General features: G+C 58.4%; 21 protein-coding genes and 1 pseudogene. 14 read left to right on the forward strand and 8 right to left on the reverse strand.

Annotated features, from left to right (window positions below; all coding sequences use genetic code 11):
• Positions 1–186: 186 nt before the first annotated feature.
• From guaA to P2081_RS04910, 6 genes are all read left to right on the forward strand, one after another.
• Complete coding sequence (gene guaA, locus P2081_RS04885) at positions 187–1,755, forward strand: glutamine-hydrolyzing GMP synthase (protein WP_278921754.1); 1,569 nt, start codon at positions 187–189, stop codon at positions 1,753–1,755.
• 190 nt (positions 1,756–1,945) lie between these two features.
• Complete coding sequence (locus tag P2081_RS04890) at positions 1,946–2,839, forward strand: DMT family transporter (RefSeq protein WP_278921755.1); 894 nt, start codon at positions 1,946–1,948, stop codon at positions 2,837–2,839.
• A 79-nt stretch (positions 2,840–2,918) separates the two neighbouring features.
• Positions 2,919–3,776 carry an ATPase gene (locus P2081_RS04895; RefSeq protein ID WP_278921756.1) on the forward strand — a complete coding sequence of 286 codons (858 nt, stop codon included), beginning with the start codon at positions 2,919–2,921 and terminating at the stop codon, positions 3,774–3,776.
• A 57-nt stretch (positions 3,777–3,833) separates the two neighbouring features.
• Complete coding sequence (metA, locus tag P2081_RS04900; RefSeq protein ID WP_278921757.1) at positions 3,834–4,751, forward strand: homoserine O-acetyltransferase MetA; 918 nt, start codon at positions 3,834–3,836, stop codon at positions 4,749–4,751.
• Between the two features lie 163 nt (positions 4,752–4,914).
• Positions 4,915–5,784: a polyphosphate kinase 2 gene (ppk2, locus tag P2081_RS04905; RefSeq protein WP_278921758.1), complete on the forward strand. Its 870-nt coding sequence runs from the start codon at positions 4,915–4,917 to the stop codon at positions 5,782–5,784.
• Positions 5,777–6,391 (forward strand): TetR/AcrR family transcriptional regulator, encoded by a 615-nt coding sequence (locus tag P2081_RS04910; RefSeq protein ID WP_232401044.1) that lies wholly within the window; start codon positions 5,777–5,779, stop codon positions 6,389–6,391. The genes ppk2 and P2081_RS04910 overlap by 8 nt, the downstream gene beginning before the upstream one ends.
• 196 nt (positions 6,392–6,587) lie before the next feature.
• On the opposite strand, the gene rpsI is transcribed toward P2081_RS04910, so the two are convergent.
• Both rpsI and rplM read right to left on the reverse strand, forming a co-directional pair.
• The gene (gene rpsI, locus P2081_RS04915) at positions 6,588–7,073 is read right to left on the reverse strand and encodes a 30S ribosomal protein S9 (RefSeq protein WP_232401041.1); all 486 of its coding nucleotides are present in this window, start codon (positions 7,071–7,073) and stop codon (positions 6,588–6,590) included.
• 5 nt (positions 7,074–7,078) lie between these two features.
• Positions 7,079–7,537 carry a 50S ribosomal protein L13 gene (gene rplM, locus P2081_RS04920; RefSeq protein ID WP_122073589.1) on the reverse strand — a complete coding sequence of 153 codons (459 nt, stop codon included), beginning with the start codon at positions 7,535–7,537 and terminating at the stop codon, positions 7,079–7,081.
• A 295-nt stretch (positions 7,538–7,832) separates the two neighbouring features.
• On the opposite strand from rplM, the gene P2081_RS04925 reads away from it, so the two are divergent.
• On the forward strand, positions 7,833–8,375 hold the full coding sequence (locus P2081_RS04925; protein WP_278921759.1) for a hypothetical protein: 543 nt from the start codon (positions 7,833–7,835) through the stop codon (positions 8,373–8,375).
• 62 nt (positions 8,376–8,437) lie between these two features.
• Here P2081_RS04925 and P2081_RS04930 read toward each other — a convergent pair whose 3' ends face one another.
• Positions 8,438–9,841, reverse strand: a complete 1,404-nt coding sequence (locus tag P2081_RS04930; RefSeq protein ID WP_278921760.1) for an aminotransferase-like domain-containing protein — start codon at positions 9,839–9,841, stop codon at positions 8,438–8,440.
• Positions 9,842–9,935: 94 nt separating this feature from the next.
• On the opposite strand from P2081_RS04930, the gene P2081_RS04935 reads away from it, so the two are divergent.
• The 3 genes from P2081_RS04935 to asd all read left to right on the forward strand — a co-directional run bounded on the left by P2081_RS04935 (position 9,936) and on the right by asd (position 11,909).
• Positions 9,936–10,169, forward strand: coding sequence for a DUF1127 domain-containing protein (locus P2081_RS04935; protein WP_278921761.1), 234 nt, complete (start codon positions 9,936–9,938; stop codon positions 10,167–10,169).
• A gap of 246 nt (positions 10,170–10,415) precedes the next feature.
• Positions 10,416–10,871: an adenosylmethionine decarboxylase gene (speD, locus tag P2081_RS04940; RefSeq protein WP_278921762.1), complete on the forward strand. Its 456-nt coding sequence runs from the start codon at positions 10,416–10,418 to the stop codon at positions 10,869–10,871.
• Between the two features lie 129 nt (positions 10,872–11,000).
• On the forward strand, positions 11,001–11,909 hold the full coding sequence (gene asd / locus P2081_RS04945; protein WP_278921763.1) for an archaetidylserine decarboxylase: 909 nt from the start codon (positions 11,001–11,003) through the stop codon (positions 11,907–11,909).
• On the opposite strand, the gene P2081_RS04950 is transcribed toward asd, so the two are convergent.
• Positions 11,884–12,312 (reverse strand): PaaI family thioesterase, encoded by a 429-nt coding sequence (locus P2081_RS04950; protein WP_278921764.1) that lies wholly within the window; start codon positions 12,310–12,312, stop codon positions 11,884–11,886. The two genes, asd and P2081_RS04950, sit on opposite strands and share 26 nt — an antisense overlap.
• 55 nt (positions 12,313–12,367) lie before the next feature.
• Between P2081_RS04950 and P2081_RS04955 the strand changes: the two are divergent.
• The 3 genes and pseudogenes from P2081_RS04955 to gluQRS all read left to right on the forward strand — a co-directional run.
• Positions 12,368–13,159: pseudogene (locus tag P2081_RS04955) on the forward strand (enoyl-CoA hydratase); the annotation flags it as partial.
• Positions 13,160–13,651: 492 nt separating this feature from the next.
• Complete coding sequence (trmFO, locus tag P2081_RS04960; RefSeq protein WP_278921765.1) at positions 13,652–14,995, forward strand: methylenetetrahydrofolate--tRNA-(uracil(54)-C(5))-methyltransferase (FADH(2)-oxidizing) TrmFO; 1,344 nt, start codon at positions 13,652–13,654, stop codon at positions 14,993–14,995.
• 22 nt (positions 14,996–15,017) lie between these two features.
• Entirely contained in the window at positions 15,018–15,890 is an 873-nt protein-coding gene (gluQRS, locus tag P2081_RS04965) for a tRNA glutamyl-Q(34) synthetase GluQRS (protein ID WP_278921766.1), read from the forward strand.
• Between the two features lie 12 nt (positions 15,891–15,902).
• Here gluQRS and hisI read toward each other — a convergent pair whose 3' ends face one another.
• On the reverse strand, positions 15,903–16,289 hold the full coding sequence (gene hisI, locus P2081_RS04970; RefSeq protein WP_278921767.1) for a phosphoribosyl-AMP cyclohydrolase: 387 nt from the start codon (positions 16,287–16,289) through the stop codon (positions 15,903–15,905).
• A 59-nt stretch (positions 16,290–16,348) separates the two neighbouring features.
• Between hisI and P2081_RS04975 the strand changes: the two genes are divergently transcribed.
• Complete coding sequence (locus P2081_RS04975; protein WP_278921768.1) at positions 16,349–16,813, forward strand: iron-sulfur cluster assembly scaffold protein; 465 nt, start codon at positions 16,349–16,351, stop codon at positions 16,811–16,813.
• Between the two features lie 346 nt (positions 16,814–17,159).
• Here P2081_RS04975 and P2081_RS04980 read toward each other — a convergent pair whose 3' ends face one another.
• The 3 genes from P2081_RS04980 to ligA form a co-directional block, all read right to left on the reverse strand.
• On the reverse strand, positions 17,160–17,282 hold the full coding sequence (locus P2081_RS04980; protein WP_269751604.1) for a hypothetical protein: 123 nt from the start codon (positions 17,280–17,282) through the stop codon (positions 17,160–17,162).
• A 146-nt stretch (positions 17,283–17,428) separates the two neighbouring features.
• Positions 17,429–19,519: an ATP-dependent DNA helicase RecG gene (recG, locus tag P2081_RS04985; RefSeq protein WP_278921769.1), complete on the reverse strand. Its 2,091-nt coding sequence runs from the start codon at positions 19,517–19,519 to the stop codon at positions 17,429–17,431.
• The gene (gene ligA, locus P2081_RS04990; protein ID WP_278921770.1) at positions 19,516–21,771 is read right to left on the reverse strand and encodes an NAD-dependent DNA ligase LigA; all 2,256 of its coding nucleotides are present in this window, start codon (positions 21,769–21,771) and stop codon (positions 19,516–19,518) included. The genes recG and ligA overlap by 4 nt, the downstream gene beginning before the upstream one ends.
• Between the last annotated feature and the right edge of the window lie 238 nt (positions 21,772–22,009).

The following is a 22,009-nucleotide window of genomic DNA, read 5'->3' on the forward strand; positions in this document are numbered from 1 at the left end:
CCCTCTTGAAGGAATTACGTTGCAAGATGTTTACCCTGCGCATTGCCCCCTGCGCCGAAGGATAACGGCCTATCCGGTTGGAAAGCGACATGAGCGCGCAATTTTTTGCCGCAGTTTTTGCCGAACTGGGCTGCCGGATGCATCTGTCCTCTTGCCAGAACCGAATGCAAGGCCTATGAGCCAAACATGAGCCAGACATCCCATGACCGCCTTCTTATCATAGACTTTGGCAGCCAGGTTACGCAGCTGATTGCGCGCCGCCTGCGTGAGCTGAATGTCTATTGTGAAATTCACCCCTACCAGAACGTCACAATGGATTTTGTGCGCCAGTTGGCGCCAAAGGCCGTGATCTTTTCTGGTGGCCCAGATAGCGTGACACGCGAGGGCAGCCCCCGTGTGCCGCAGGAAATCTTTGACTACGGTGTGCCGATCCTGGGCATTTGCTATGGTCAACAGGTGATGATGCAGCAACTTGGCGGCCAAGTCGAAAGCGGCCATGGCACCGCCGAATTTGGTCGTGCCTATGTCAAACCCACCGTGGCCACCCTGCCGCTGCTTGACGGCTGGTTTCTTGGCGATGAAGACCGCGAACAGGTCTGGATGTCCCACGGCGACCACGTAAGCAAAATCGCCCCCGGCTTTGAAATCTATGGCACCTCGCCCAATGCCCCCTGCGCCGTCATCGCCGATGTGGCGCGCAATTTCTATGCCGTGCAGTTTCATCCCGAAGTACACCACACACCCAATGGCGCCAAGCTTTATGAAAACTTTGTGCGCCTGGCCGGGTTTACTGGCGACTGGACCATGGGGCTGTACCGCGAGCAAGCCATTGCCGAGATCCGCGCGCAGGTCGGCGACAAAAAGGTCATCTGCGGGTTGTCCGGCGGTGTCGACAGTTCGGTCACGGCTGTGCTGCTGCACGAGGCCATTGGCGATCAGCTGACTTGTGTTTTCGTTGACCACGGCCTGCTGCGCAAAGGTGAGGCCGAGGAGGTCGTCACCATGTTCCGTGACAACTACAACATGCAATTCATCCACGCCGATGAACAAGAACTGTTCCTCGGAGAGCTGGAAGGACAGTCCGACCCCGAGACCAAGCGCAAGATCATCGGCAAGTTGTTCATCGATGTGTTCCAGAAGCATGCCAACTCCATCGAGGGGGCGGAATTCCTGGCCCAGGGCACGCTTTACCCTGATGTCATCGAATCGGTGAGCTTCTCTGGTGGACCTTCGGTAACGATCAAGAGCCACCACAATGTCGGCGGTCTGCCCGAAAAGATGGGGCTGAAACTGGTTGAACCCCTGCGCGAGTTGTTCAAGGACGAAGTCCGTGAACTGGGCCGCGAACTGGGCCTGCCTGCCAGCTTTATCGGTCGTCACCCCTTTCCTGGGCCAGGCTTGGCCATTCGCTGCCCCGGTGAAATCACCCGTGAAAAGCTGGAAATCCTGCGCGAAGCCGATGCGGTCTATATCGACCAGATCCGCAAGCATGGTCTGTATGATGACATCTGGCAGGCCTTTGTTGCCATCCTTCCGGTTCGTACCGTCGGGGTGATGGGCGATGGCCGCACATATGATTTTGCCTGTGCCCTGCGCGCGGTAACCTCGGTGGATGGCATGACGGCTGATTATTACCCCTTCAGCCATGATTTCCTTGGCGAAACCTCGACCCGTATCATCAATGAGGTCAAGGGCATCAACCGCTGCACCTATGACATCACCTCCAAGCCTCCGGGCACCATCGAGTGGGAATAGGCTGACCGCTGCTTGGTGACGATGAAAGCTGCTGTAACGAACTCGAAACCCCGGCCCGCAGGCTGGGGTTTGGTTTTTCCCGCCAAAGACCAGGCTTGGGTCATTCGCTCTGGCAAATGAACCGGGCCATTGACGCGAGAGAAGAAAAGCGCTTCCTGTGATAGGCAGGTGCCGCCCAAAGGATCCTCCGATGACCAGTGAAACAAGAATACTGCCAGCAGCGCTTTGGATGCTGGGCGCGATTGGCTCTTTTTCTGCCATGGCCATCGCCGGGCGTGAGGCGGGGCAGACGCTCGACACCTTTGAAATCATGACCTATCGCAGCCTTGTCGGGCTATTGATAGTCCTCCTGGTGATCACCTTCACAGGCAAATGGCATCAGGTAAAAACAGACCGGCTAAGCAGCCATCTGGTGCGAAACCTGGCGCATTTCACCGGCCAGAACCTGTGGTTTTTTGCGGTAACCCTGATCCCGCTCGCACAGGTTTTTGCGCTTGAATTCACGTCACCGCTCTGGGTGGTGGTGCTGTCCCCGCTTCTGCTGGGCGAAAGGCTGACACGGATTCGCGGGTTTTCCGCCGTGCTGGGCTTTGCTGGCATCTTGATTGTTGCGCGCCCCTCGCCCGAAACCCTGAACGCTGGCGTTATCACCGCCGCAAGCTGCGCCATCTTCTTTGCGCTGACGGTGATCTTTACCAAGCGGCTGACCCGGCATGAAGGCATCGCCTCGATCCTGTTCTGGCTGACCGGCATGCAGCTGGTGATGGGGCTGGTCATGGCGGGCTGGGATGGCGATGTGACATTGCCAAGCCTGGCACTGCTGCCCTGGATCTTACTGATCGGTTGCGCCGGGTTGGCGGCACATTTCTGCTTTACCAATGCCCTTTCGATTGCGCCGGCCACGGTGGTCGTGCCCTTTGATTTTGCCCGCCTGCCCGTGATCGCGATCTTGGCAATGCTGATCTACGGAGAAGCCGTGGTGATCTGGACCTTTGTCGGCGCCGGGCTGATCTTTTTCGCCAACTACCTCAATATCCTGGAGGCTGCCGGACGTATCGGGGCAGCCAGAACCGACCCGGCCTGACGGTGTGATTGAGGCCAAGAATTGACCCGATCGCGCTGGCGCAGTAGCAAGGCCAAAGCACAACAAGAAAGACCGGGCAATGCTCTATCAAACTGCACAAGACTGGCGGGATGCGCCGCAAAAACGCGTATTGTTCTTTGGCATGTCCGGGCTTGGAAAAACCTATGTCAGCAATATCTTGCGCGGTTCCGGCAGCTGGTTTCATTACTCAATCGATTACCGCATTGGCACCCGATATATGGGCGAATACATCGCCGATAACGCCAAATTTGAAGCGATGAAAAACCCCTTCCTGCGCGAGCTCCTGCTGTCGGACTCGATCTATATCGGTTCCAATATCACCTTTGAAAACCTGACGCCTGTCTCGTCCTATCTGGGCAAGCCTGGCGATCCGGCCAAAGGCGGGCTACGGATGCAGGAATACCGGCATCGGCAAGAACAGTTTCGCCGCGCCGAGATCAATGCGCTGCACGACACCGAATATTTCGCCGAGCGCGCCACCCGTCTTTATGGCTATCCCAATTTCATCTGCGATTCAGGTGGTTCTATCTGTGAATGGGTGGATGCTGACAACCCGCAAGACCCCGTCCTGACCGAGCTGTCCAAAACATGCCTGATGGTCTGGATCAAGGGCGACGAGGCCCATACCGAGGAATTGATTCGCCGCTTTGACCGCGCGCCCAAGCCGATGTCCTACCAGCCCGAATTCCTGCAACAGGCCTGGGAGGACTATCTCAATCAAATGTCGCTATCAGAGGCAGATGTCGATCCTGATGCCTTTATCCGCTGGACCTATGCCCAGGCGCTGGCCCACCGCCAGCCCCGCTATGCCGCCATGGCCCGCAATTGGGGCGTCACGGTCACCGCCGATCAAATCTCTGCCATCACAAGCGAGGATGATTTCAACACCTTGATCGCCCAAGCGCTTGAGACCTAGGCCAGAACTGCCTATCTCTGTGACTTCCTGAACCTTTTATCCCATCGAGGACCTGACATGCCTATCAAGATCCCTTCTGACCTGCCCGCCTATGACGTTCTGACGAACGAAGGCGTCATGGTCATGTCGCCGGATCAGGCGGCACGCCAGGATATTCGCCCGCTGCGCATCGGCTTGCTGAATCTGATGCCCAAGAAGATCCAGACAGAAAACCAGTTTGCCCGGCTGATTGGTGCCACGCCATTGCAGATTGAACTGTCGCTGATCCGCATGACTGAACATCAGACCCGCAACACTGCCGCGGAACATATGGAAGAATTCTACCGGTCCTTTCAAGATGTTAAGCACGAGAAATTTGATGGGCTGGTGATCACCGGTGCGCCGATCGAACACCTGCCCTTTGAAGATGTCACCTACTGGCAAGAGCTGTGCGAGGTGTTTGAATGGACCCAGACCAACGTCCAGTCGACCTTCGGTGTCTGCTGGGGCGGGATGGCCATGATCAACTACTTCAACGACGTCAAGAAACACCTGCTAGAGCACAAGCTCTTTGGCTGTTTCCGCCATCAGAACCTTGCGGACTCTTCCCCCTATTTGCGGGGGTTTTCCGATGACTGCGTCATCCCGGTGTCGCGCTGGACGGAAATCCGCCAGGATGAGATCGACGCCCGCCCAGGACTGACCACTCTCTTGGGTAGCCCCGAGGCAGGCCCCTGTCTGGTGGAAGACCCAGATCACCGCGCGCTCTATATCTTCAATCATTTTGAATATGACAGCGACACCCTGAAACAGGAATATGATCGCGATATCGCCAGTGGCACCGAAATCAATGTGCCGCAAAACTACTATCCCGGTGATGATCCAACCCAGGTTCCGCAAAACCGGTGGCGCAGCCACGCGCATCTGCTTTATGGTAACTGGATCAACGAGATATACCAATCCACGCCCTTTGATATGAATGACATCGGCGCGTAGACAGACTGCAGATATCAATGGGGACCGCAGGCCGGATCGATAAAGATCAGGGCCTGCGGAATGGCAAGCTGGCCTGTGACACCCCGGCGACGGATCGGTAAAAGCGAGTCACATCTCATGGCGCTTTGGCCTATAACAGTTTGAGCAGAGTGGAGGTTTACGCATGACATTGCCCTATGATGGCGCCATCAGTCGCTATTTCGAAACCGAAGCCCCTGAACACGTGGCCGAGCGCATCAAAGACAGCGACGAAGACGCTATCCTGAACCCGGATCATCCCTACAAGACGCGCATGTCCCGCAAGACCTATAAGCGCGAAGTCGAACACCTACAGATTGAACTGGTGAAAATGCAGTCCTGGGTCAAGCAGAGCGGCGCGCGCATTGCCATCCTGTTTGAAGGCCGGGATGCGGCTGGCAAGGGGGGAACGATCAAGCGGTTTCGTGAAAACCTGAATCCACGCGGCGCCCGTGTTGTTGCCCTGAATAAACCCAGCAAACCAGAGCAAAGCCAATGGTATTTCCAGCGCTATATCAACCACCTGCCCTCTGGTGGCGAGATCACCTTCTTTGATCGCAGCTGGTATAATCGTGGTGTGGTGGAAGATGTTTTTGGCTTCTGCACAGAAGAACAGCGCGAGCGGTTTTTTCACCAGGTCAGCCCCTTTGAAGAAGCCCTGGTTGATGATGGGATCCTCTTGTTCAAATTCTGGCTGGATGTCAGCAGAGCCGAACAATTGCGCCGGTTTCTGTCGCGGGAAAACGATCCGCTGAAACAATGGAAGCTGAGCCCTATTGACGTGCAGGGCCTGGCCCGTTGGGATGATTACTCCAAAGCCATCGCAGAAACCCTGCACAAGACCCACCGCCCGCATGCCCCCTGGCATGTGATCCACTCGGACGACAAGCGGCGGGCCCGTCTGGCCACCATCCGTACCGTTCTGCATGCGATTGATTACACAAACAAAGACAAAAAATCCATCGGTCCGGTCAATAGCAAGATCTGCACCGCGCCGGATAAACGTGATGTCTAAACGTGGCTATCATCATGGCAATCTGCGCCAGGCCTTGGTCGAGGCCGCATTGCGCCTGATTGAGGTCAAGGGCCCCACCGGATTCACCCTGTCAGAGGCGGCCAAGCAGGCGGGTGTCACCCCAGCAGCCGTTTACCGCCATTTTGAAGGGCGCGAAGATCTGATCGCGGAAGCCGCGCGTCAGGGTTTTTTGATGTTCGCCGACCTGATGCAGCACGCCTATGATAAATACCAGCCCTCGGCGCTGGCCGCATTCGAGGCAACGGGGCGGGCCTATCTGGCCTTTGCGCGCAAACACCCAGGCCACTACATCGCCATGTTTGAAAGCGGCATTTCCAGCAATCGCACGCCAGAATTGGCCAATGCAGCCCGTCGCGCCCACCAGATTCTGGAACGCGCCGCAGATGATCTGAGCCAGCATATCCCGGCAGAAAGACGGCCGCCTGCCTCAATGTTTTCCGCCCATATCCTGGCGATGAGCCACGGCGTTGTTGAGCTTTATGCCCGCAACACCCCGGGCACCAATTCCCCCTTTCCACCAGAAGACCTGCTGGAAACCGGGATTGGCATCTATCTGCGCGGCCTGGGCCTGATTGATCCTGACTAGCGACGCCCCCTTGCGTCTTCCGCCAAATCATCAACAACATTCGTTCACGGCCTGATCGCCGAAAGCGCGCGCCGCATATTATACCAGTGTCCATTCCGCAAGCACCGGCAACTGGCTACGGCGGGGCACCACACGGCACAAACAAAAAAGGGCCCGCCAATGGCGAGCCCCGTGATCCAAATTGAATCTGTATGATTTAGCGCTTGGAGAACTGGAAGGAACGACGCGCTTTGCGGCGGCCAAACTTCTTACGTTCAACAACACGACTGTCACGTGTCAGGAAGCCAGCAGCTTTCAATGCACCGCGCAGCGAGGGGTCATAAAGCTGAAGCGCCTTGGAAACACCGTGCTTTACCGCACCGGCCTGACCGGAAAGACCGCCACCTTTGACTGTCGCATAGACGTCAAACTGGTCTTCCACACCTGCAACCGTGAACGGCTGACGCAGGATCATCTGCAGCACCGGACGGGCAAAATAGGCTTTCATTTCTTTACCATTCACCACGACCTTACCGGAACCTGGCTTGATCCAGACACGGGCGACCGCATCTTTCCGCTTACCAGTGGCGTAAGAGCGACCCAGTTCGTCACGAACTGGCTCACGCGCGATGATGTCTTCGGCGACTGCTTCAACGCCTGCAACGGCGCTCAGCTCTTCGAGAGTGTTGATCTGATCAGTCATCGATATCAGCTCCGCGTGTTTTTCTTGTTCATGGACTTCACGTCCAGAACTTCGGGCGCCTGGGCTTCATGCCCGTGCTCGGTGCCAGCATAGATGCGCAGGTTGGTCATCTGCTGACGCGACAGACGGTTGCCTGGCAGCATGCGCTTGACGGCCTGATAGACAACACGCTCGGGGTGCTTGCCTTCCAGGATTTCCTGCTTGGTGCGGGACTTGATGCCACCTGGGTGGCCGGTGTGCCAGTAGAAGTGCTCGTCGCGCTTCTTGCCGGTCATCTGGATCTTTTCAGCATTGATCACGATGACGTTGTCACCCATGTCCATATGCGGAGTGAATGTGGCTTTGTGCTTACCACGCAGGCGCATGGCAATAATCGATGCGAGACGGCCCAGCACGACGCCTTCGGCGTCAATGATGATCCATTTCTTGTCGATATCTGCCGGTGTAGCAGAGAAGGTTTTCATGGCAGGTCAATCCTGTTTGTCGTGACGACGCAGAACAAAGGTCCAGCGCCCGATTTGATGGACAGGGTTTACGGAGTTCCCCGCCCCGCGTCAATGCTGTCAAACATGTTTAAATTGTTCAATTTCAACACCTTGCAAAATGGGTATAATGATACCCCACAAATAAGGCCCACCCTGCAGCCTTATCAATCGCACCCGTGACATTTTCACACCATCTCAGCCCCTTCCCCCCAAGTAGAGTTCTTCCGCTCTCAAAAAGTGATTACCCAAGAGAAAAACAACCCGAAGGTCACTGATGAAACTTTCTACACTCCTTATTTTCCCACTCGCCCTTGCTGTCACAGGTTGCATGCAGAACGCTCCGATCAAACAGCCCCCTGTCACGGTCTCGTTCAAAGACAACACTGCCGCCAATCGTGTTGTTGGCTACACCGAACCGGAAATCCGGACATTTGTTCCCGCGGAAATCACGGAAGAGCTTAAACAGCAGTATGACGCTCACCCGAACACCAGGCCAGCGGGCATCCAACGTAAAGAAATATCGGGCGCGACCTGCTCTATTGATACAGCGGAGTTTTCGGCACAATTCCAGACCCCGGCAATTGTTCGTCTGCCAAAATTTCACGGCAAACCTTCCAAGCTGCGCATGACCTGTAAAACGCCTGAGCTTTCGACGCAGTTCACACATAACCCAGCCCTTGACGGGGTGATTGTTGGCGGTGCCTCCGTTGCCGGACTTGTCGCTGCCGCAGTTACCGCCGGAGTTGCCGCTAGCAAAGACAATTGGTCCTACAGCGGCAACGACATTATCGTTTGGGTTAACCTCGCAGAGGAATGATACACATCAAGATTGCGCGCCTTCAGGCCAGCTGGTCATAGAGGGGCGCAACGCCCGCCAGATCAAACGCTAATCTGCTCTGGCGGGTTGTCCAGCAATGTACGCAGCCGCTGCATCGCCTCTTCGAACCGTTTCAAACTGACATGACCATTCACGCCAATGCGCACCGCATTGGGGGCGCGCCCGTCGCGCAGGGCAAATTCATCTGCAGACCGGATCTGCACCCCCTCGGCCTCGGCCGCGCGGGTAAAGGCGGCAGAACGCCAGCCGGCCGGCAGCTTCAACCAGAGAAACGGCACCTGATCATTCCAGACCAGTTCAAACCCGCCCAGGGCATTCACCGCGACCCGCACGTATTTGGCCATTTCCTCCCGCACCGCCTGGGTCAGCTCTTTGGTGCGCGGATCGCTAAGCAGGAGCCGGGTAATTTCCGCCAACGGCTGGGCCAGGCCGAAATAGCTATATTCCGCCGCCCGGCGCAGATCCTGTGAGCGCCCCGTGGGGGCCAGGGCAAAGCCCACCCGCAGCGCAGGCGTCAGGTTTTTCGAAATCGAGAACACATGCCAGGTGATATCCGGGGCCAGCGCCCGATAGCTTGGGGCCTGTGCGTCGCCCATACGGTAGCAATCATCCTCTAGGATCTGCACCCCGTGACGCCGCGCCACCGCAACGATTTCCTGGCGGCGCTGCAGCGGGGTAAACAGCCCGGTTGGATTGTGTACCTCGGGACTGGTACAAAGCACCTGCGCCCCGGTCTTACGAATGGCCAATTCCAGTGAATCGGGTACAATCCCATGTTCATCCATGGCCACACCAACCACCCTGGCCCGCAACAATTCTGCCGCGCGGCGAAAGCCTGCATAGGACAGATCCTCGACCAGGATCACTGGCTGCGGCTCTTGCAGCACGGTCTGCAGCACGGTGAGAATACCGTTCTGGCCCCCATGGGTCAAAACCACCTCTGCCTCGCCAAGCGGGCCCAGCGGCTGCCCGTCGAGCCAGTCAACAACCGCCTGCCGCACCGGCAGATAGGCGTCGCGCGTTGGGTAGTTGAGGAACAACATCGCATCGCTATTGGCGACTTTCTCCATCACCTGACGCAGCGCCGCCACCTGCCCTACATCCACCATACGTGGGCTAAACAGGCTGACATGATGCGGATCTTTGGCCTCTTGCAGGTGCAACTGGCGTGACCAGACATCATCCATCACCTGGCTTGGCCGGTCCGCCACAAAGGTGCCGCGGCCAACCTCGGCCTGCAGCAATCCTTCATCCGTCAGGATCGTATAGGCCCGCGCCACAGTGCCGGGGGTGATCTTGAGCTGATAGGCCAGCTCTCGCACTGGCGGCAGTTTTGCGCCGCATTGCAAGATCCCGTCATCCACAGCGGTTCGAATGGTATCGGCCACCCGCTGATATTTTGGACCTGATTTACCGGCAAGATCCGGCGCCCAAATTGTACCCATTACAATCCATCCTTAGACAAGGGTATTCGACCATTGTATCAATTATACATAGCAGACAATTAGGATTGTATCAACACAATAAAGGACCCTCCCCATGACGACGCCTGCAACACAAAGCCACACACATATGTCCTACCTGACGAACCGCGCCGCGCTGCCGGTTCTGGCCCAGGCGGCAGTTGCCTTTGCAGTCCTGGTCACCAAATGGTCCAACCGCCATCGCTCGCGCAAAGCTTTGCAAACGCTGAGCGTAGAACAGCTACGCGATATCGGGATCTCCCGCGCAGAGGCCCATTATCAAGGAACTCTTCCGTTCTGGCGCCCTTGATCCCCTGGGCACAGAGCAACCTTATGGCCGGGGCTTGCCCCGGTCTTTTTTTGCCTGATTGACAGGCATATCCCCCACATTTTGAAAACTAAGGGCCGGGCCAACCCGCCAGCGCCAAACAAGAATGGCACGGCGCAGTCGGCCAGGATTTCCCTTGATCAGCCGCATCAGCCTGCTTAGATGCGCTCAGGGCTGCCCCGGCCAGGCCGTCGCCCAGGACCGCCCACACCGCTGAAGGATACCCATATGCGCGACGCCCGTTCTGCCCCGCAAGGGATCGCCCCCCGCAAGGCAGCACAATCACAGCGCAGCGACCGTTTGACCCAGCGCGACGGCCGTGTCTTTGCCGGCACCCACCTTATTATCGAAGTTACGCAGGGACGCGGGCTGGACAGCGAGGCCAATATTCAGCAGGCATTTTGCGATGTGATTGCCGCCTGCGGTGCCACGCTGCTGCATATGCACACGCATCGCTTTTCCCCTCAGGGGATCTCGGGCGTGGCGGTGCTGGCCGAGAGCCACATATCCGTGCACACCTGGCCCGAAGTTGGCTATGGTGCCTTTGATGTCTTTATGTGTGGCGATGCCGATCCCTGGCGGGCAGTCGAGGTGTTGAAGCGCGCGTTTGACACCACCTGCGTCACCGTACGCGAAATCCTGCGCGGGCCGAATATGCCCGGCACGCCGCCCCCCACAGCCTAACATCCCACTGCCCCTGCCGCCAAAGCTCGCGCCCCGTCCCGACAAGGCGAGCGCCAGGCACAATCCGCTTGAGCCAAGGCCACTGGCTCTGCTAGGCGATGAGAACACAGCGGATGCGAGGCAGATCAGATGCAAAATACCCCCATTCAGGTGGTCAATCGTGAAACCGGCCTGGTGTTTGACGAGGTCATCCTGGGCGAAAAATGGATCCGTTGGGCCTATCAGGACAGCAGCACCAAGCTGCTGGAACGGCTGCTGTTTCGCGCCCCCCTGATCAGCCGGTTGTTTGGCCGCTGGTTTGACAGCCGCTGGTCGCGCGGCAAGATAAAGTCGGTGATCGAAGAGCTGTCGATCGACATGACAGAGGCGGTACGCCCGGCGCAGGACTATACCTCCTTCAATGACTTTTTTGCCCGCCACCTGAAACCCGAAGCACGCCCCTACAACCCGGCCCCGGATGAAATCATCGCACCCGCCGACGGCCGGGTCCTGGTCTTTCCCGCGCTAAAGAATGATATTTTTGTGCCGGTCAAAGGCCATCCGATGTCGATCAACACCATGCTGCAGGATATGGCCGAACCCTTTCTGGGCGGTGCCCTGGCCATCGTGCGGCTATGCCCGGCGGATTATCACCGCTATCACTTTCCGATGGCCGGCGTGATCGAGCGCTGCCAGAACATTGACGGCGCGCTGCATTCGGTCAACCCCATCGCCCTGGGGGCGGGGCCCGATGTCTTTGGCGAAAACAAGCGCTGCAATACCCTGATAAAAAATGACAGGATCGGTCACTATTGCTTTAGCGAAGTGGGGGCATTTGGGGTTGGCTCCATCCTCAACACCAAGACCACAGGCGCGGTGCAGAAGATGGATGAAAAGGGCTATTTCAAATTTGGCGGGTCAACCGTCGTGGTGGTGTTCCAGCCCGACACAGTGACCTTTAGCCCCGATTTGGTTGCCAATAGCGCCGCTGGACGCGAAACCCTGGTAAAGGTCGGCCAACCCCTTGCACAGGTTACAGCGCGCGCACCGGCGGAATAGAATAAGTCATAGTGGACCGCGCCACCATCTTGTCAGATCCCTGTGAAAACATATGCACATCCCCCACAGCCAGGCTGCGCCCCAGCTTCAGCAGCTGACCCTTGGCGATAATGTCACACCCCGCCTCTGGTTTGCGCATGAAATCCAGCGATGAATTGGTGGTCACCGCCAAGGCTTTGGCCCCCAGTCGCGACAGGACCAGCGCGTATACCGTGACATCCGCAAGGGCAAACATTGACGGCCCTGAAACGGTGCCACCGGGGCGCAGGTGACGCTCTGCCACCTTCAACCGCATGGTGATGCCGTCCACCGATAGCGCATCGATGGCAAAATCCTCTGCCACCTGCGGGAAGATCTCTGCCATATAGGCTTCCAGTTCTCTTACGTCGAATGCCAATCCCATGCTTTTCCTCTCTCTCGTTGCGCCCTAGTGTTCACCCGGAACCCAAGAGGAGAGCAAGATGGCAATTCTGGAACGTGACGACAAAAACGCAATTGCGCATTTGCAAATGAACGCGCCGGATCGGCTGAACGCGCTGTCGGACGAAATGCTGGCGGCCCTGCAACAGCAGATTGACGCGCTGAAAGAAGATCGCAGCATCAAGGCGGTCATCCTCTCTGGCGCGGGCAAGGCCTTTTGCGCGGGCCATGATATTCGCCAAATGACCGCCGGGCGCGCTGCCGATGATGGCGGCCGGGCCTATTTTGACAGTCTCTTTGCGCGCTGCACCAGTGTAATGCTGGGCCTGCAACGCCTGCCACAGCCGGTCATCGCCCAGGTGCATGGGATTGCCACTGCCGCGGGCTGCCAGTTGGTTGCCTCTTGCGATCTGGCCATCGCCACCGAGGACTGCCGCTTTGGCGTCAATGGCGTCAATATAGGCCTGTTCTGTTCGACACCGATGGTGGCCCTGTCGCGCAATATCGGCCAAAAGCAAGCCTTTGAGCTGCTCACCACCGGGGATTTTGTTAAGGGGCCGCGCGCCGCCGAATTGGGCCTGATCAACCGCGCCGTCCCGACAGACCAGCTAGAGGCAGAGACCCGCGCCATGGCCGAAAAGATTGCCGCCAAGCTTGGCGCGGCGGTCAAGATTGGCAAAGAAGCCTATTATCAACAGCTCAACCTGCCAATTGATGCAGCCTACGCCTATACCAGCCAGGTCATCGTCGAAAACCTGATGCAGCCCGATACCGCCGAAGGCATGGCGGCCTTTCTGGAAAAACGCAGCCCTGATTGGGAAAAATCCTGAATTTTGGGAAAATTTTAGTCTTTGTTTACCATTTCGGATTTATTGTTTCTCTATCGGGCCTTTCAATAGAGGCAAGATAATGGCAAAGATTGGGCACGGGTTACGACCCGGACACAATTTGGGCCGCTGCAGCGGAAGGTCCCTCCAACCGGGAATCTCTCTCCCCGGTGACATTCCCGCGCAGCGGCCCCAAATGCCCCTCTCTCATCCCTAAAAATCAGCCCGAAACCGGGCCATCTGCACTGAAATCTGCAATCTTGATGCCGTATGGAAACATTGCACGCCCCGTCTGCGCATTGTCTCCCCTCGGGGCTTGCTCTTGCAGTGCAACATGCCCAACCCAACTTTCCGGACAACCACGATGGCCCAGATCGCAGGCCAAGTCGCAGCCCCCGTATTTCGGCACTTTTTGGCCACATTTGACCTGCGTCGGCGCCATATTCGACCACGGGTAATATTGCTTAACCCCGCGCTCTGCCCTATCTGCCCCCTATGACAAAGACATTGCATATCGTGGGCGGCGGCATGGCCGGGTCCGAGGCAGCCTGGCAGGCTGCGAACATGGGCGTCAAAGTGGTGATCCACGAGATGCGACCCAAAGTGGAAACCTTTGCCCATCAGACGGGCAATCTGGGCGAGATGGTGTGCTCCAACTCCTTTCGCTCTGATGATGATGAGCAAAACGCCGTGGGGCTGCTGCATTGGGAAATGCGCGCCGCCAACGGGGTAATCATGGCCAGCGCCGAAGAGCATCGCCTGCCCGCAGGTGGCGCCCTGGCGGTCGACCGCGAGCCCTTTGCCGAAACGGTGACCGCCAAGTTGAAGGCCCATCCCAATATTGAGGTGTCTTACGAGGAAATCACCGCGCTGCCCGAGGACGGCCATTGGATCTTTGCCACCGGGCCCTTGACCTCTGGCTCCCTGGGTCAGGCGATCCAGGCTGAAACAGGCGCCGAGGCGCTCGCCTTTTTTGATGCCATCGCCCCGATTATCTATGCCGAGAGCATTGATATGTCGCAGGCCTGGATGCAGTCGCGTTATGACAAGGGCGAAACCCAGGAAGAGCGCACCGCCTATCTGAACTGCCCCATGTCCAAAGACCAGTATGAGGCCTTCATAGATGCCCTGCTGGCCGCGGATAAAACCGAATTCCACGAGGGCGAAACGGCCGGGTATTTCGACGGCTGTCTGCCGATCGAGGTCATGGCCGAACGCGGTCGCGAGACCCTGCGCTTTGGTCCGATGAAGCCGGTCGGCCTGACCAATCCGCATCAGCCGGATGTAAAGGCCTACGCCGTGGTGCAGCTGCGCCGTGACAATGCGCTTGGCACCCTTTTCAACATTGTCGGCTTCCAGACCAAGATGAAATACGGCGCCCAAGCCGAGGTGCTCAAGATGATTCCGGGGCTGGAGAATGCCCGCTTTGCCCGGCTTGGCGGCATTCATCGCAATACCTTTCTCAACTCTCCCACACTGCTGGACGCCCAGATGCGGCTGAAATCAAAACCACATCTGCGCTTTGCCGGCCAGATTACCGGGGTTGAGGGCTATGTGGAAAGCGCCGCAATGGGTCTGCTGGCCGGGCGCATGGCCGCCGCCGAGATCCTTGGGCTAGAGCTGCCCGAGGTGCCGCAGGACAGCGCCATGGGCGCGCTGATCCATCACATCACCGGCGGAGCCGAGGCCAAGACCTTCCAGCCGATGAATGTGAACTTTGGCCTGTTCCAGCCCGTTGATGGGCTGAAAGGCGGGCGGCGTGGCCGCAAGGACCGCTACAAGGCCTATACCGACCGTGCCAAAACCGCCTGGACCGCCTGGCTGGACAATTTCTCCTGATCTGACAAAGGGGGCAATACCCGTGACCTTCATCACCCGTTTTGCCCCCTCGCCCACCGGCCCACTGCATCTGGGGCACGCCTATTCAGCGCTGCTCGCCCATGACATGGCGCGCGCTGCTGGCGGCAGCTTGCTGCTGCGCATCGAAGACATCGACCAATCCCGCGCCCGCCAATCCTGGGAGGCGCAGATCTATGAGGATCTGCATTGGCTGGGCCTATGCTGGCCAGAGCCCGTGATGCGCCAATCCAACCGAATTGCGCGCTACCAACAGGCGCTGGCGCAGCTCACGGCGCTTGGTCTGACCTATCCCTGCAACTGCAACCGGGCCGATATAGAGGCGGCAGCCGGGGCACCGCAGGAAGGCGTGGCGCAGTTTGGCCCGGATGGGCGCATCTACCCCGGAAGCTGTCGCCACCGCGCCGAAGAAACACCCAAAGCAGAGGATGTCATACGTCTCGATATCGCCAAGGCACTGACGCTGGCCATGCAACAGACCGGGCTGCGTACGTTTGAGGAAACCGGTGCCAAATTTCGCGGTTCACACAGGCTGGACCCAACACAGCTGATTGAACGTGTGGGTGACATCATTCTGGTGCGAAAGGGAATGGGCAGCTCATACCATCTGTCGGTTGTGGTGGATGATGCCGATCAGGGCATCACACATGTCGTTCGCGGCGCCGATCTGTTTGACGCCACCCAGATCCATGTCTTGCTACAGGTTCTGCTGCGCCTGCTAACTCCCATCTACCATCACCATGATCTGATCCGCGACGAGGCGGGCAAACGCCTCGCGAAACGCGATGACGCCCGCGCCATCGCCAAATACCGGGCCGAAGGTGCCAGCCCAAGCGACATTCGCCGCATGGTCGGGCTCGCGCGCCCCTCTGCCTAGGTTCGGTCTGGTCTAGAGGCTGTCGTCCATCGGGGCCATCAGCTCTTGCTCTGCCCCGTCGCGAATGGCGGAATAAAAACAGCTGCGGCGATTGGTGTGACAGGCCGGCCCCACCTGGTCGACCAGGGCCAGCAGACAATCGCGATCGCAATCAAGCCGCAGCTCCACCAATGTCTGCAGGTGCCCCGAACTCTCTCCCTTCACCCAAAAGGCCTGACGCGAGCGCGACCAATAGGTCACCTTGCCGGTCTCTAGCGTCTTGGCAACGCTTGCGGAATTCATCCAGGCCATCATCAGCACCTCGCCGCTGCTGTGATCCTGGGCGATACAGGGGATCAAGCCGACCGCGTCGTATTTCAGGCTATCGGGAGAGAAAGTCATAGGAAAACCCTTTTGCATCTGCCATCTGCGTCCTATGTATGGGGAAGACACCCCAAGGGAAAGCCCGAGGCCGCCTTATGTCCAGCGAAACGTCCAGCGAGACCGATCTGATCAAGCTTTATTCTGCGCGTATTCTGGCGCTGGCGGCGGATATTCCGCTGCTTGATCGGCTGGACAACCCGGATGCCACCGCAAAGAAACGCGCGCCGCTGTGTGGGTCAACCGTCACCGTTGATCTGTCTCTGCACGACGGGCGGATTGTCGACTTTGGCCAGGACGTCAAGGCCTGCGCCCTAGGGCAGGCTTCGGCCTCGATTGTGGCCAGCAAGATCATTGGCCGCAGCCTGAGCGAAGTCGAAACCGCCCGCGCAGAGTTGAAGGCCATGCTGACCGCCAACCAACCGCCACCAGCGCCGCCCTTTTCAGAGTTGGAAGTGCTGATACCGGCACGCGATTTCAAAAACCGTCATGCCTCTATCCTGCTATGCCTCGACGCCACGCTCGAAGCATTTCATGAGGCGTCGCAGAAAGACTGCGCTTAACCTTAGCTCTATGTTACGCAAACAGGCCGCCCTCGATTCACCTTATCGGCGGCAGGTCATGCCCGCCCCCGGTCTTGCAGGGCTGCGACAAAAAAACCGCCACACATCCGGGCAGATGGTGGCGGCAGTATATGCGTCTTCATGCGGGGTCTGGGAACGCAGTCCGGTTGATAGGCGCAACCGGGTGAAACAAGGGCAAGCAAGGTTTCCATCGCAGGTCGGGATAAGACATGCACGTTCCCGTCAAGAAGACAGCAGGCGGTCGTCAGTAATCAAATTTGCTCAGAGAATACTCCTCTAGTCTTTGCGGTTGCAGGCGGGGATAAGGAAACTTCAGGCCCGGCGGTTACAAAAAACCAGGCAGATGCAGCGCAACCACAAGCATGACCACCAAGGATGCAGCGCCAAGCGCATCCTGCAACAGGGTCGACTGTGTGTTGTTCAGGGTTGTTTTCAATTGGGTCATCATTGGTCTGCGCTCCACTCTTGTCTGTCGGGTTGGCAACCGCTCTCTGGCGATCTTGTTGCCTATTTGTTCTCATTTTACGGCGCGCCTGTAAAGAACTTTATGAGAACATTCGCGAACATTTTGGAACACACAACAGTAAGGCAGGATTAACCCACTGAAATTAAACGGATAGCTTGATCCTGTTTCATCAGCCAAAGCAGAACACGCGCCGCGCGCCCACGCGCGGAAGAAAGCTGGGGATCGGTGGTCAACAGGGCGCGGGCGTCGCTTTGTGCCACCGCCATCAGGTCGGCCTGGCGTTCCAGATCGGCAATGCGGAATCGGGGCAACCCGGATTGGGCGGTGCCGATCACATCGCCAGCGCCGCGCATCTGCAGGTCGGTTTCGGAAATCACAAAACCGTCTTCGCTTTCGCGCAGCACTTCCAACCGGCGCCGCCCACCCTCGGACAATGGAGGCTGATACATCAACAGGCAGGTCGATTGCGCACTACCGCGTCCCACCCGCCCACGCAGCTGATGCAGCTGGGCGAGGCCAAAGATCTCGGCCCGCTCGATCACCATGATTGAAGCGTTGGGCACATTCACCCCCACCTCGATCACCGTAGTGGCCACCAGCACCTTGCACGCGCCGCTTTGAAACGCCTGCATGGCCGCGTCTTTTTCTGCCGGGGGCATCTGGCCATGCACCAGCCCAACGACACCCTCGCCCAGCGTTGCGCGCAGCTGTTTAAAGCGCTCTTCCGCAGCGATCAGGTCCATCACTTCGGATTCGCCCACCAATGGACAGACCCAATAGCACTGTCGCCCCTCGTCAATTGCCTGGCGCAGATGGTCCACCACCTCTGCCATCCGTTCGGTGCTGAGCACGGCGGTTTTCACCGGCTTACGCCCTGGCGGCTTTTCATCCAGAACCGAAACATCCATATCGCCATATTGCGCCAGGGCAAGCGAACGCGGGATCGGTGTTGCCGTCATCACCAACACATCAGCGCCTTTGCCCTTTTCCGCCAGTTCCATCCGCTGACGCACCCCAAAGCGGTGCTGTTCATCCACCACCGCAAGGCGCAGGGCCCGGAATGCCACATCCTGCTGGAACACCGCATGGGTGCCCACCAGAATATGGATATCACCCGCCGCCAACGCTGCCAGCTTGGCGCGCCGCTCGGCCCCCTTGTCGCGTCCCGTCAAAAGTTCCAGCACCACGCCGGCCTGCTCGGCCAGGGGGCGCAGCCCTTCATAGTGCTGCTGGGCCAGGATCCCGGTTGGCGCCATCATCACGCCCTGGCCACCCGCCTCGACGGCGACCAGAAGCGCCATGAAGGCAACCAGGGTTTTCCCTGACCCTACATCACCTTGCAGCAATCTGTTCATCCGCCGATCGGCGGCCATATCCTTGGTGATTTCATCAATCGCGCGCGCCTGCGCTCCGGTAGGCTTATAGGGCAGCGCCGCCAGAACTGGCGCCTGCAACCGCCCTGTTGCAATGCTAACGATACCGCAGCTTTTGCGTTCAACCTGGCGCGCCAGGGCCAGGGTAAGCTGATGGGCAAACAGCTCATCATAGGCGAGTCGCGTGCGGGCTGGTGCTGCGGGCGCCAGATCGTCCAGCCCTTCGGGGTGGTGCACTGCTGTCACCGCAGCATTCCAGCCCGGCCAGTCTTCACGTTTGGCCAGCCCCGGATCAATCCATTCGCCAAGCTCTGGAAGCCGCTGCAGCGCGCTCTGCACTGCCTTTCGCATGGTTTTCTGCGTCACCCCATGGGTCAGCGGATAGACTGGTTCAAACAGCGGGATATCTTCCGCCTCGACCAGTGGCAGGATGTGATCGGGATGCACCATCTGTGCCACCCCATCAAACAGCTCTACCTTGCCCGATACCAGGCGCCGGCTGCCTTCGGGGCATTGCGCCTCTAGGTAGCGGCTGCGGCCATGAAAGAATAGAAGTTGAAATTCAACCTCTTGATCACTGACGTTAATGCGATATGCCCCACCGCGATTGCGGGCTGGAACATGGCTGCCAATCTCCACTTCCACGGTGGCAATCGCGGGCAGTTCCAGCCCCTTGATGCTGGCGCGGCGACGACGGTCCAGCACCGAATGCGGCAGCGAAAAGACCAGATCGCGCGGTGTCTCCAATCCGATCTGGGCCAGATTCTGCGCCGTCTTCGGCCCCACCCCCTTGAGCGTTTCTGCCCCCGCAAACAGCGGAAACAGGATTTCCGGCCGCCCGGTCATGCGCCTGCAATCTCGGCGCGCCAGCCATCTTCATCCAGGATGCGGACGCCTAGCTCCTGCGCTTTTTTCTCCTTGGAGCCTGCTCCCGGTCCGGCAACCAGGATATCTGTCTTCTTTGAAACCGATCCTGAAACCTTGGCGCCAAGCTTTTCAGCCTGCGCCTTGGCTTCATCCCGGCTCATCTGGAGTTTACCGGTAAAGACCACGGTCAACCCGGCCACCGGGCTGTTTTGTGCAGGGGCTTCGGGGGCAGTGATTGTCAGGCACTCTACCAATTCGTCAATGGCCGCACGTTCCTCATCATTGGCAAGCGCATCAGACAGGGACAGACCCACGGTGGCACCGATCCCATCGATGCCGATCAGATCTTCCCAGGCCTCCGCCGCCTCGGTCGGGACCGTAGCGCGGGCGATCTCTGCATCGCGGGCCTCTTTGATCTTGGCGCGCCGCCCCTCGGCGGCCGCCGTCTGACGCTCGGCCTCTTCGGCCAGATCAGCGGCGCGATGCGCCAGCGCGGCAGGGCGCGCCCGGTCCAGCGCCTCTGCCAGTTCTGTCCATCCACCAAAATGCAGCGCCAGATCTTTGGCCGCCACCTCGCCCACGTGGCGAATGCCCAAGGCAAAGATCATCCGGCCAAGGCTGATCTGACGCTTTTCCGCGATCGCTGCAAAGAGTTTGGCCGCGCTTTGCGGCCCCCAACCATGGCGATTTTTCAGCTTGCCAAAATTCGCGGTGTCACGCTCTTCCAGCCGGTAGATATCCACCGGGGTGCGGATCGGCAGATCCTCGTCCTCATAAAAGGCTTCCAGCTGTTTGGCACCAAGCCCTTCGATATCAAAGGCCTTGCGAGAGACAAAATGTTTCAGCTTTTCAATAGCCTGCGCAGGGCAAATAATGCCACCGGTGCAGCGGCGCACCGCATCGCCTTCCTCGCGCACCGCCTCTGATTTGCATTGCGGACAGAAATGCGGGAAAGCGTAGGGTTCACTGCCTTCGGGCCGCTTGGACAGGTCTACATCGGCCACCTTGGGGATCACATCGCCAGCGCGGTAGATCTGCACCCAATCACCGATGCGAATATCCTTGCCATCGCGGATCACCGCGCCTTTGGAATCGCGACCGCGGATGTAGTCTTCATTGTGCAGGGTTGCGTTGGACACCACAACGCCGCCAACAGTCACTGGCTGCAGCCGAGCCACAGGGCTGAGCGCACCCGTGCGCCCGACCTGAATGTCGATGGCTTCCAGGCGGGTCCAAGCCAGCTCTGCCGGGAACTTATGCGCAATGGCCCAACGCGGTGTAGTGGCCCGAAAGCCAAGCCGCGCTTGCAAGTCCAGCGCGTTCACCTTGTAGACCACACCGTCAATATCATAGCCGAGCGTGGCGCGTTGCTCTTCGATCTTTCGGTACTGCGCAATCATGTCGTCGACACTGTTGCAGAGCTGGGTCAAAGGATTGATTTGAAACCCCAGGTCCTGCAGACGCGCAATGGCACTGCTTTGGGTATCCCCCAAGGGTTCAGCGATATCGCCCCAGCTATAGGCAAAGAACCGCAACGGACGGGCACGGGTGATTTCAGCATCCAACTGCCGCAAGGATCCTGCCGCTGCATTGCGCGGATTGGCAAAGATCTTGCCCCCGTGCGCTTCGTGGCGGGCATTCAAATCGGCAAAATCGGCATGGCTCATATAGACCTCACCGCGGACCTCCAGCACATCTGGCGCGCCAGTAATCTGCTGGGGAATATCCGCGATGGTCCGGGCATTGGCGGTGACGTTTTCGCCTGTTGTACCATCGCCGCGCGTCGCAGCCTGGATCAACTGGCCGTTTTCATAGCGCAATGACAGCGACAACCCGTCAATCTTGGGCTCTGCCGTGAAGGCAAGCGGCGCATCATCCGCCAATCCAAGATAATTGCGGATGCTACGGGTAAAATCAGTGACGTCCTGATCCTCAAAGGCATTACCCAGTGACAGCATTGGCACAACGTGCTGGATCTTGCCAAATCCCGAACTGACAGGTGCGCCAACCGTATCCAGCTGGGTTGCAAGCGCTTTCAGGGCCGGAAAGTGTTCGGCCAATGCGTGGTAACGGCGCTTGGCATCATCATAGGCGGCATCGCTCAGATCTGGCGCATCCGCTTGATGATAGGCACGATCAGCGGCGGCAAGCAGATCTTGCAGCTGCAAAAACTCTACCTCTGCCTGCGCTGGCGAGAGTGTGCTGGGATCTGATTTCTGAGAATTGTCCACGCCCGAGTCCCCGTCTCTATTTGCCTCTCGGTGATAAGACGCGCGCCGCCTCAGGTCCAGTGACAGGGCGGTAAGAAAATGCAGCAAACAAAACGGTCAAACATCCTTGGCGAACACCTTTGGCAAACAAAAAAAGACCCCGCCACGGCGGAGTCTTTCTGGCAGGCCACGACAGCCCGCGTTCACCAAAACTTCACAAAGCCGACATCGCCTGGTTCACCAGCGCGCTTTGTTCAGA

This window comes from Pseudophaeobacter profundi, assembly GCF_029697505.1.
Taxonomy (GTDB): Bacteria; Pseudomonadota; Alphaproteobacteria; order Rhodobacterales; family Rhodobacteraceae; genus Pseudophaeobacter; species Pseudophaeobacter profundi.